A 10,021-nucleotide genomic window follows, 5' to 3' on the forward strand; every position below is an offset into this window, starting at 1 on the left:
CCGACCGCTGTTGCGCACCCATGCGATCGGATCGGGCGTGAGCTTGGCTCGCTGGCGGCAGCGGCAGAAGGGCTGGATGTGCTGGTATTTACCGCTGGCGTCGGCGAGCATGCCGCGCCGATTCGCGAGCAGGTTTGCCGGCAAGCGGACCGGCTTGGCATTGCGCTTGATGCCGGGGCAAACGCCAGGGGCGAGCCGAGAATCAGCGCGCCATCTAGCAAGGTGCCGGTGTGGGTCATCCCGACCAACGAGGAACTGATGATCGCAAGGCACACCAGGTCTGTGATCGGAACGGAGGCGCTATGAAGATCATCTCCCTCGAAGGTGCGGTCGCCTTGATCCCTGACGGCGCAACAGTCATGGTCGGCGGCTTCATGGGCGTCGGCACGCCGGAGCGGCTGGTGAACGAACTCTTGCGCCAGGGCAAGCGGGACCTCACGTTGATCGCCAACGATACCGCGTTGCCAGGCAGGGGCATAGGCAAGCTGGTTGCGGCGGGCGTCTTGCGCAAGGCGATCGTCAGTCACATCGGCCTCAATCCCGAAACCCAGCGCCAGATGATCGTGGGCGCGCTGGAGGTCGACCTGGTGCCGCAGGGGACCCTGATCGAACGCATCCGCGCGGCCGGTTGCGGGCTGGGCGGCATCCTGACGCAGACCGGGGTCGGGACGCTGGTCGAGGCAGGCAAGCGTAAGCTGGAGGTGGAGGGCGTCGAGTATCTGCTGGAGACACCGCTGCGCGCCGACTTTGCGCTGGTGGAGGCATTCCTGTCGGACTACCAGGGCAATCTGGTGTATGCGCTGACCGCGCGCAATTTCAACCCTGTCATCGCCATGGCGGCTGCGACGGTCATCGTGGATGCTGCACACATCGTGCCGGTCGGCATGATTTCGCCCGACCATGTGATGACGCCATCGGTCCTGGTGGATTACCTCATCGCGCATCAATGACGCCGGCAGGCGCAGGAACAGGAAAAACCATGGACGCACAAACGGTGATAGCCAGGCGCGTGGCGCAAGAACTGCGCGACGGCATGTTGGTCAACCTCGGCGTAGGCATCCCCACGCTGGTGGCCAACTATGTGCCGCAAGGCATGCACATCTTTTTCCAGTCCGAGAACGGCCTGATTGGCACCGGACCAATCCCGGAGGCCGGCATGGCCGAAGGCTTCCTGACCGATGCGGCGGGCCAGCCGGTCACCGCGTTGCCCGGGGCCTGTACGTTCGACAGCGCCATGTCCTTTGGCCTGATCCGCGGGCATCACCTCGACATGACGGTGCTGGGCGCACTGGAGGTCGATGAGGCCGGGCACCTTGCAAACTGGACCATTCCCGGCAAGCTTGTGCCGGGAATGGGCGGTGCCATGGACCTGCTGGCTGGCGCCAGGCGCGTTGTGGTAGCCATGCAGCATTGCGCAAAGGGCAAGTCCAAGCTGGTCAGCCAATGCACTTTGCCGCTGACCGGGCTGCGGCCAGTGGACCTTGTCGTTACCGAACTGGCAGTGATTTCGTTCGCCACGGGCAAGGCGGTGTTGATGGAGACGGCGCCCGGCGTGTCGGTCGAGCAGGTACAAGAGGCGACACAGGCCAGGCTTGTGGTGCCCGCGCGGGTGCCGGAGATGTCCTTCGATGGAGCAGCAATATGACAGCGGAAACACTGTGGCCGATCCTGGCGGGCAAGAAGGCGCTGGTCTGCGGGATCGCCAACGACCAGTCAATCGGCTATGGCTGCGCAAAGGCCTTTCGGGAGCTGGGCGCCGACCTCGCGATCACCTATGTGAACGAGAAGTCCAGGCAGTATGTGGAGCCGCTAGCGAAGGAACTGGAAGCCCCGATCTTCATGCCGCTCGATGTGTCGCGCGAAGGGGAGCTTGAGGCCGTGTTCGCGGAAATCGAAAAGACGTGGGGCAAGCTCGATATGCTCGTGCATTCGATTGCCTGGGCGCCAAAGGACGATCTGCAGGGCGGCTTGCTGAATTGTTCCGCGGAGGGCTTCGGCAAGGCCATGGACATTTCCTGTCACTCCTTTATCCGCATGGCGCGGCTGGCGGTGCCTCTGATGCCAGACGGTGGCACGATGTTTACGATGAGTTATTACGGCGCAAAAAGAGTGGTGCCGAACTATAACGTCATGGGTCCGGTGAAAGCCGCCCTGGAGGCCGTTTCGCGCTACCTGGCTTACGAGCTCGGCTCCAAGGGCATCCGGGTGCATGCGATATCGCCGGGACCGCTCAAGACCCGCGCCGCCTCCGGACTGAAGGACTTCGACCTGATGCTCAACGACGCGGCGCAGCGCGCGCCAGTGGGAGAACTGGTCGACATCCTCGATGTCGGTTTTACCTGCGCGTTTCTCGCGACGCCCTTTGCGCGGCGGCTGTCGGGAGAAACGCTGTATGTGGATGGCGGCGTCAACATCATGGCGTAGCGCGCTGCGGCAGCAACTTAGGAGAGTGAATCATGTCCTTGCTACTACTGGACAATATCGGCAGCGGCACCACCGATGACGAGATCAAGGCATTCCTGGTCAAGTACGGCTTCCCATCGTTCGACGAAATCGAGCATGTGCCGGGGGACGGGTCGCGGCCAGCCGTGATGCTGACCTTCCATTCCCTCGATCCGGATGCCTTGCGCAAGCTTCAGCCGCGCATCCACCATATGTTCCGGAAAGGCCACGACCTCAGCGCGCTGGTCATGGCGGAGCGCTATAGCTGACCTCGCAGAGCGGGGCGAAGCGTGGTGAAGGGAGCCGCTGCATGAGTATTCTGAACTGGCTGCGCCGGCGTGAGGCCGGCGCGCACCCGCATGACGAGCAAGAGATCGCCGCGTTGACGGAGCGCGTGCTCGGGCTCAGTCCGCGCCTGCGGCTGGTGCCGCGCTATGAGCAACGGCTCGGCCCCGCGATCGGCATGGCGCTCGATTATGTACGGGGCCTCGTAGCCGGCCTTCCCGTGCCGCGGGAAGCCAGCATGGCGGCGTGGGGATCCGACCCCTATATTCACGCTTTCTTCGGCACCGCGCATGACGTGGAGCTCGCCTTCAGCCGCTCATCGGACCTGCGCGAGTTTTTCGAGGCGTCGGCGGGCGCGGACCAAGCCTACGCCGTGCTGGGCATGACGATGACGGAGCGCCGCACACTGGGCATGGCCCTCGAAGGGGATTTGATGCGTGCCGAGGTGCCGCAGACCACGGTCAGCTTCAGTGGCCATGAGGTCCGGATTTGCGGCTCGACCGATGCGACGCTGCGCGAGGAGATCGCCCGGCGGATGCTGGATCAGATGGCCCTTCAGAGCCTTGCCAATATTGCTGCCGACACATCGCAGCGCGATGTGCTGGAGCGCGAGCATGGTCTGCTGAAGGCGCGCCTGCGCCTGCTGGAACGGCAGAGCACCGGTATGCGTTCGGTGATGGGTGGCGACGAGCAGGTGGACAACCGGGAACGCGCCCGGCTGCGCGAGCAGATCGAACAGAACGACAGGGAACTGGGCGAACTTGGTGACAAGTCCGGCGCGCTTGACCGCCAGTTGGAAGGCATGGCGGCGGTGTTCAAGGATGCAAGGTCGTGCTTCTCCATTGAAAGCCGGCGTAGGCGGCTAAGCCTGATGAATGTGCTTTTGCCGGAAGCCAGCACGGTGCCCGGGCATGAGCTGGAGTTGCTGACGGCGCGCGTTCCCGGCGATCCGCCGCTGGTCCGTACGTTCGCGCTGGTGCGCTTCGCACGTGCAGCGATGTTGTCGCGCATGAGCCTGCTCGACGAGGCCGAGCGCTTGCTGTAGCGGCGAGCCTGCCCGAGCCCCCCTTCGTGCCACTGCTCAGCTCGCCTTCGCAGGTGGTCAGTGACTCCTACGGAAAACGTGGTTGCCGAGCAGCAGCGCGCCCACCAGGTTCAGCCCGATGAACGCGTTGGCGGCGAGAAAGGCGCCGCACCAATAGTGCTGCAGATCTCCGAGCATAGGATTTCGCGATCAGGCGGCGAGCCAGGCATTCAGCGAGCGCAAGGTTTCCTCGCTCAGTTCCCCCGCCGCGGCGGCAAGCCGCAGACGGCCAAGCAGGTAGTCCAGGCGTGCCTGGACCAGGTCAAGCTCAGCGGCGAACACGCGCTGCTGCGCGTCCAGCACGTCGGGTTCCGTGCGGGTGCCAACGTCCCGGCCAAGCGTCGTCGCCGCGAGCGCGCTGCGCGCCGAAGTCAATGACTGCTCGAGTGCGGCGACGCGCGACACGCCTGTTTTCACCGAGAGGAATCCGTCCTGCACCTTCAGGCGCACGTCTCGCCGGGCGGCGGCAACCTCCTGCTCCGCCTGGCTCTTCCTCGCAACGGATTCCCGCTCGCGCGAATCCAGTCCGCCGCCCGCGTACAGCGGAATGTTGAGTTGCAAGCCGATCGTCGCGGTTCGGGTGTTGCTGGCTGCAATCCAGGGAGCCAGGTTGCCGGTTTGCCCTTGTGCGCCATAACGTGCCACGAGCGCGACAGTCGGGCGACTGCTGACGCGGTACTTGTCGATCTCCGCGCCGGCAATGTCGAGCTCCGACTGCCTGGTCTTGACGAGGTAGCTCTGTTCTTCGCCACTTGCCTGCCACGCCGTCAGATTGTCCGGTTCCGGCGGCCGCGGCGCGAAACTGGGTGCCAGCCCGCTGAGCTGTTCGGGCGGCATGCCGACCGTTTCCAGGAATCGCGTGCGTCGTTGCTCCAGCGCAGACTGCGCCGTGACTTCGCGACTCTCCACCCCATCCAGGCGCGCCTGGGCTTCATGAAGATCGGTGATCTTGCCCTGGCCGATGTCGAAGCGCGCCTTCGCGCGGTTTCGTTGCTGCCGCAGGGCCGCCTTCTCGGCCTGCACCACACGGAGCGTTTCCTCGCCCAACACCACGCCGAAGTATGCCTCGGCCACCCGCAACGCCAGATCCTGGCGAGACTGGTCGAACTGCGTCTGCGCCAGGTTTGATTGCTCGCGGAACTGCTTTCTCGTGGCTACCGCGGTCCTGTCGTACAGCGGCTGAACCAGCACCACGCCGGCCTGCCGCGCAGTTCCCGAACTATCGCTGGATACCAACGGCGCGACGTCGGCCGGCGGGTTGCCGGACGAACGATTGTTGATCCGGTCCAGTGTCGCCTGGAGGCTTACGCGGGGACGCAGCAAGGCGTCGCCCTGCACTGCCTTCTCCCGCCCCGCCGTGAGCGCATCATTTGCAGCGAGGCTCGTCGGATCATGCGCCAATGCCTGCTGATAGGCCGCCACGAGATCGATAGCGCCCGACTCGCCAGCGTTCAGGAAAAGCATGCAGCCCAAAGCCACCTGCCCGGCCCGCAGGGCCATACTCAATCTTTTCATCGAAATAACTCTCATCGTCACATTTGCGATCAGACGGTCGCAGGACGCTTGGCCCGGTACCAGGTCGCATACAGGGCGGGAAGGAAGACGAGGGTCAGTACCGTGGCAACGGCGAGCCCTCCCATGATTGCCCACGCCATGGGGCCCCAGAACACGGAGTGGGTAAGCGGCACCATCGCCAGAATCGCCGCCAGGGCAGTCAGTACGATGGGACGCAGCCGTCGCACCGCGGCCTCGACGATGGCCGTCCACAATGCGACACCCGCGGCCACGTCCTGATCGATCTGCACGACCAGGATCACCGAGTTGCGGATGATCATTCCAGCGAGGGCGATCACGCCCAACATGGCGACAAAACCAAATGGAATCCGGAACGCAGCCATGATGATGCTGACCCCGATCAGCCCGAGCGGCGCTGTCAGCAGGACCATCGCCATCTTTCTCATGTCCTGCAGTTGAATCATCAGCAGCAGGAGCACCGCGATGATCGTCACAGGCATCACCGCGAAAACAGAACGCTGGGCCTTTGCACTCGATTCGTAAGCGCCGCCAATCTCGATGCCATAGCCGAGCGGAAGATCCTTTTCCAGTGCGTCGAGCTTCGGCTGCAGTGCACGCGTGACGTCGGGTGCCTGCGCCCCCGCGATATCGGCGCGAACCGTCAGCGTGGGTACACGGTTACGCCGCCACAGTTCGCTGTCCTCGCTGTCAAGCGTGAGTCGGGCTACTTGCGAAACCGGTACAAACTTGCCGTCGCGCACATAGATCTTTGCGTCCTTCAGGTTGTTCAAGTCCGTGCGTTCCGCCGCGACAAGGCGCGAGACCACGTCGATGCCCTGGTCTTCCTCGCGGTACTGCGTGATCGGCGTGCCCGACAGCGAGGCCTCAAGGGCCTCTTTGATCTGGCCTGAGCTGACACCCAGTGCACGCGCCTTGTCTTGGTCGACGTCGACCTGCACACGCTTGATGCGTTCACCCCAATCCTGGTTGACCTGGCGAACGTGCGGCTGTTCACGCATGATGTTCGCCACCTGCTGCCCGATTGCACGAACCTTTGCGTTGTCCTGCCCGTACACGCGGAACTGCACCGGGTAACCGACAGGCGGACCGTTCTCCAGGTGATTGACGCGGCCCCGCACATTCGGGAATCTTCCGTCGAACAGCTTCTCGAGCTTTTCCTTTACCCGCTCCCGCGCCTCACCGCCCTTGGTCATCACCAGCATCTCGCCCAGATTCAGATTGGGCGTCTGCACATCAAGAGGCAGGTAGAATCGCGGCGCACCGTTGCCAACAAAGCTGGTCACCGCCGCAATGTCCGGATCGCCCTTGAGCAGACCTTCCAGGTTCTGGACCTCGCGCTGACTCGCCTCGAAGGTCGACGCCTTCGGCATCCACAGGTCCACAATGAGTTCAGGCCGGTCAGATGCCGGAAAGAATTGCTGGGGTATTGCCTTGAACAGCAACAGTGAGCCCATGAACGCAGCGAGCGTGATGCCGATCACCCACACGCGCTGCTTCAGGCAGAAGTCGATGAAGTGTCGGAACTTGACATAGAAGCCGCGCTGGTAGACCGCATCCTCGTCATGCGATGCGTGCGCATGCTCCTTCAACAGCTTGAAGCCGATGTAAGGTGTAAAGAGGACGGCCACGATCCAGGACAACACCAGCGAAATGCCCACCACCTGGAACAGGGAGTACACATATTCGCCCGTTCCCGACTTCGCAAAGCCGACCGGAAGAAAGCCTGCCGCAGTAATCAGCGTCCCGGTGAGCATCGGGAATGCGGTGGCCGTGTAGGCGTATGTGGCGGCGCGGAACTTGTCCCAGCCCTGCTCGAGTTTCAGCGCCATCATTTCGACGGCAATGATGGCGTCGTCCACCAACAGTCCGAGCGCAATGATCAGCGCGCCCAGCGAGATGCGTTGCAAGTCGATGCCTATCACGTACATCGCCAGGAATGTCATGGCCAGCACGAGCGGGATGCTGAGCGCGACGACCAGCCCGGTCCGCAAGCCCAGCGAGAGGAAGCTCACAACGAGCACAATGACCACCGCCTCGGCCAGACTCTTCTTGAACTCGAAAACGGAATGCTCGACGATACGTGGCTGGTCGCTGACCGCATGGATCTGCACGCCCACCGGCAGATTGGACTCGACGCGCTTTACCGCTTCGTCAAGCTTTGTGCCAAGCCGGATCACATCACCGCCCTTGCGCATGCTCACCGCAAGTCCAATCGCCTCGTTGCCGTTGAAGCGCATCCTCGAGGTGGCAGGCTCCACAAAGCCGCGACGGACGTCTGCGATATCGCCAAGGCGAAAGGTACGCTGGCCGGCACGGATGCCGATGGCGCGAATTTTCTCGACCGAGTCAAACTCGCCACTGACAGCCAACCGTACTTGTTCCGCGGTGGTTTGCACCGTCCCGCCCGATGTCACGGCATTGGTTTGTGCGAGCGTCGACGCGATCAGTGCCGGGTCGATCCCCAGCGAGGCGAGCTTGGCGGTGGAGACTTCCACATAGATCTTCTGTTCCTGCTTGCCTACGAGGTCGACCTTGTTGACGTCGCCGACACGAAGGAACTCATTACGCGCGGCGTCCGCAATCCGTCTCAGGTCGTCATAGTCGAAGCCGTCGCCCGTGATGGCATAGAGGTTACCGAAGGTGTCCCCAAACTCGTCATTGAAGAATGGGCCCTGCGTGCCCTGTGGCAAGGTATGCTGGATGTCGCCCATCTTCTTGCGGACCTGGTACCACACATCCGGCACGGCGCCCGGTGGTACGTCCTCGCGCAGGTTGACCTTGACCTGCGTTTCGCCCGGCTTCACATAGGTGGACGTATAGTCGATCTCCGCGACCTCTTGCAGCTTGCGCTCGATCTTGTCGGTGACCTGGTCGGCCATCTGCTGCGCGGAGCTTCCCGGCCAGTACGCCTGCACAACCATGGTCTTGATCGTGAACTCGGGGTCTTCCTTCTGGCCCAGGCTGCTGTAGGCCAGCACGCCGGCCACGGACAACAACAACAGCAGGAACGCGATCATCTGCTGGTGCTTCAGCGCCCATTCGGACAGGTTGATACCTTTCACTTCACCCCTCCCGCCTTGGCAACAGTTACCGCCTCGGCCACCTTCACCTGCTGGCCAGCCTGCAGCATGTGCACGCCGGCACTCACCACGGTCTCTCCGCCCGCCAGTCCCCCAACCACGATCACGCTGTCGTTCTGCGCGGCGCCCAGCTTGACTTCACGCGCGATCACCCGCGACGTCTTCGGGTCGACCACCCATACGTGGCGGCCACGTTCATGATCGACGATGGCGGTCAGCGGCACGCGGACTACGCCAGTGCCATCCACGTCGGGGGCGATGACCGACGCCGTCATGCCTAACCGCAGCAATTCCGGATCCGACTCCTGAATGGAGATGCGCGCCGAGTACGTCCGCGTGACGCTGTCCGCGTCCGGCGCAAGCTCCCGGAGCTTGCCGTCCATGCCCTGTCCGGATGCGCCCATACCGTGATCGTCAGCGTCGGCGCCTTACGTAGTTCGTCGACTCGCGACTCCGGAATACTGATCGAGACCTCGCGTTCGCCGTCAGCCGCGACGGTGGCGACCGTCTGCCCGGCTGCAACCACTTGGCCAGCTTCCGCGTTGATTGCGCTGACCACGCCATCGCGGTCGGATACGAGCGTGGTAAATCCGCGCATGTTGGCATTCAGCTGCTGGCGCGCCAGTGCCGAACGCAGTTGTGCTTCCGCCTGGTTAAGCGCCAGCCGCTGCTGGTCCAGCTCGGCTTGCGAGGCAAAGTTCTGGGCGAGCAGTTGCTCGGTACGCTTAACGTCCACCCGCGCCTGGCTACCCGGCCTCTTGCCGCATCAGCCTCCGCACCCGCTGCGGCTACCTGCAACGTTTCCTGCGTGGATCGAGTTGGAACAACGGCTGGCCGCGCTTGACATGGCTCCCGACTTCCACCATGCGCGCGACGATCTTGCCGGCCGTGCGGAAGCCCAACTGACTTTCGTAACGCGCACGAATCTCGCCTGAGTAGGTCGCACCGACCGACCCGGCGGTGCGTCCGGCGACCACTGTCCGCACCGGCCTCACGTCCTTGCGTTCGGGTTCTGGACCCGGTGTACACGCGGCCAGCAGGTGCGCCGCAATGATAGTAAGAGCTGCCGCTCGAAGGTTCCCGTTCAATTTCTACCCTCCCAGTAAGGTCCGTCGCTCGCCTGCGAGTCTTCAGCGATCCACGCCACCGAGCCGCTCCAGTCGGACTCGTGCTGGCGTCATTGACGGCAGGTCTGTTCGGGCTTTCGCCCTCCCGACAGCCCAAAATATACCTCATAATGACCTATGCGTCATGATGACGTATAATTTATTTTATGGGTTGCCGGGACTACTTTGACGCCCCGGACCGCATGAGACGAAGAAAGCGCGCGCACCCGGATGGATGTGGTGCGCAACGACAATTGCTATGCGCGAAGTGATGCGGCGGACCTAGGCTGTAGACGCGGGAGGCTCCGCGCGCGGCGTTGTCAACGCATTGACCATTAGGAGAGAACAGATCAATGACCCGGATGCAGACGAGATTCGCGGCTGAAACCGAACCGCGGGAAACTCGCGACCACCGTCCGCGAGTTGCGGCAAAGCGGCGGCAGCGTATGCGCTCGCTGTTGCTGAACAGTGCGATGCGCTTGATGCTG

The 10,021-nt window shown here is 63.2% G+C and carries 9 protein-coding genes and 2 pseudogenes; 6 read left to right on the forward strand and 5 right to left on the reverse strand.

The genetic code is table 11. The features are described 5' to 3' along the window. Positions 1-6 precede the first annotated feature (6 nt). From K307_RS24080 to K307_RS24105, 6 genes and pseudogenes are all read left to right on the forward strand, one after another. Positions 7-306, forward strand: a pseudogene (locus K307_RS24080) (acetate kinase); the annotation flags it as partial. Continuing rightward, positions 303-950 (forward strand): 3-oxoacid CoA-transferase subunit A, encoded by a 648-nt coding sequence (locus tag K307_RS24085; protein ID WP_042883306.1) that lies wholly within the window; start codon positions 303-305, stop codon positions 948-950. The pseudogene K307_RS24080 and the gene K307_RS24085, both read left to right, overlap by 4 nt. A gap of 29 nt (positions 951-979) precedes the next feature. Next, entirely contained in the window at positions 980-1,645 is a 666-nt protein-coding gene (locus K307_RS24090) for a 3-oxoacid CoA-transferase subunit B (RefSeq protein WP_042883309.1), read from the forward strand. Continuing rightward, positions 1,642-2,424, forward strand: a complete 783-nt coding sequence (fabI, locus tag K307_RS24095) for an enoyl-ACP reductase FabI (RefSeq protein WP_042883311.1) — start codon at positions 1,642-1,644, stop codon at positions 2,422-2,424. The genes K307_RS24090 and fabI overlap by 4 nt, the downstream gene beginning before the upstream one ends. A 32-nt stretch (positions 2,425-2,456) precedes the next feature. Beyond that, positions 2,457-2,711: a hypothetical protein gene (locus K307_RS24100; protein ID WP_042883313.1), complete on the forward strand. Its 255-nt coding sequence runs from the start codon at positions 2,457-2,459 to the stop codon at positions 2,709-2,711. Positions 2,712-2,752: 41 nt separating this feature from the next. Continuing rightward, positions 2,753-3,772, forward strand: coding sequence for a hypothetical protein (locus K307_RS24105; RefSeq protein WP_042883315.1), 1,020 nt, complete (start codon positions 2,753-2,755; stop codon positions 3,770-3,772). Positions 3,773-3,961: 189 nt separating this feature from the next. On the opposite strand, the gene K307_RS24110 is transcribed toward K307_RS24105, so the two are convergent. The 5 genes and pseudogenes from K307_RS24110 to K307_RS50675 form a co-directional block, all read right to left on the reverse strand. Continuing rightward, positions 3,962-5,326 carry a TolC family outer membrane protein gene (locus K307_RS24110; protein WP_230626058.1) on the reverse strand — a complete coding sequence of 455 codons (1,365 nt, stop codon included), beginning with the start codon at positions 5,324-5,326 and terminating at the stop codon, positions 3,962-3,964. Positions 5,327-5,355: 29 nt separating this feature from the next. After that, on the reverse strand, positions 5,356-8,409 hold the full coding sequence (locus K307_RS24115; RefSeq protein ID WP_042883319.1) for an efflux RND transporter permease subunit: 3,054 nt from the start codon (positions 8,407-8,409) through the stop codon (positions 5,356-5,358). Continuing rightward, complete coding sequence (locus tag K307_RS49780) at positions 8,406-8,831, reverse strand: efflux RND transporter periplasmic adaptor subunit (protein ID WP_230626085.1); 426 nt, start codon at positions 8,829-8,831, stop codon at positions 8,406-8,408. The genes K307_RS24115 and K307_RS49780 overlap by 4 nt, the downstream gene beginning before the upstream one ends. 8 nt (positions 8,832-8,839) lie before the next feature. Continuing rightward, positions 8,840-9,163 (reverse strand): annotated as a pseudogene (locus tag K307_RS49785) (efflux RND transporter periplasmic adaptor subunit); the annotation flags it as partial. Between the two features lie 52 nt (positions 9,164-9,215). Beyond that, positions 9,216-9,293, reverse strand: a complete 78-nt coding sequence (locus tag K307_RS50675; protein ID WP_329955924.1) for a biotin/lipoyl-binding protein — start codon at positions 9,291-9,293, stop codon at positions 9,216-9,218. Positions 9,294-10,021 lie beyond the last annotated feature (728 nt).

This window comes from Cupriavidus necator A5-1 (assembly GCF_000744095.1).
In the GTDB taxonomy this organism is placed as follows: domain Bacteria; phylum Pseudomonadota; class Gammaproteobacteria; order Burkholderiales; family Burkholderiaceae; genus Cupriavidus; species Cupriavidus necator_A.

Coding starts and splice junctions, on each gene's coding strand:
- K307_RS24085 (WP_042883306.1), top strand. CDS start 303: ATGAAGATCATCTCCCTCGAAGGTGCGGTCGCCTTGATCCCTGACGGC.
- K307_RS24090 (WP_042883309.1), top strand. CDS start 980: ATGGACGCACAAACGGTGATAGCCAGGCGCGTGGCGCAAGAACTGCGC.
- fabI (WP_042883311.1), top strand. CDS start 1,642: ATGACAGCGGAAACACTGTGGCCGATCCTGGCGGGCAAGAAGGCGCTG.
- K307_RS24100 (WP_042883313.1), top strand. CDS start 2,457: ATGTCCTTGCTACTACTGGACAATATCGGCAGCGGCACCACCGATGAC.
- K307_RS24105 (WP_042883315.1), top strand. CDS start 2,753: ATGAGTATTCTGAACTGGCTGCGCCGGCGTGAGGCCGGCGCGCACCCG.
- K307_RS24110 (WP_230626058.1), bottom strand. CDS start 5,326: ATGAAAAGATTGAGTATGGCCCTGCGGGCCGGGCAGGTGGCTTTGGGC.
- K307_RS49780 (WP_230626085.1), bottom strand. CDS start 8,831: ATGGGCGCATCCGGACAGGGCATGGACGGCAAGCTCCGGGAGCTTGCG.
- K307_RS50675 (WP_329955924.1), bottom strand. CDS start 9,293: ATGGTGGAAGTCGGGAGCCATGTCAAGCGCGGCCAGCCGTTGTTCCAA.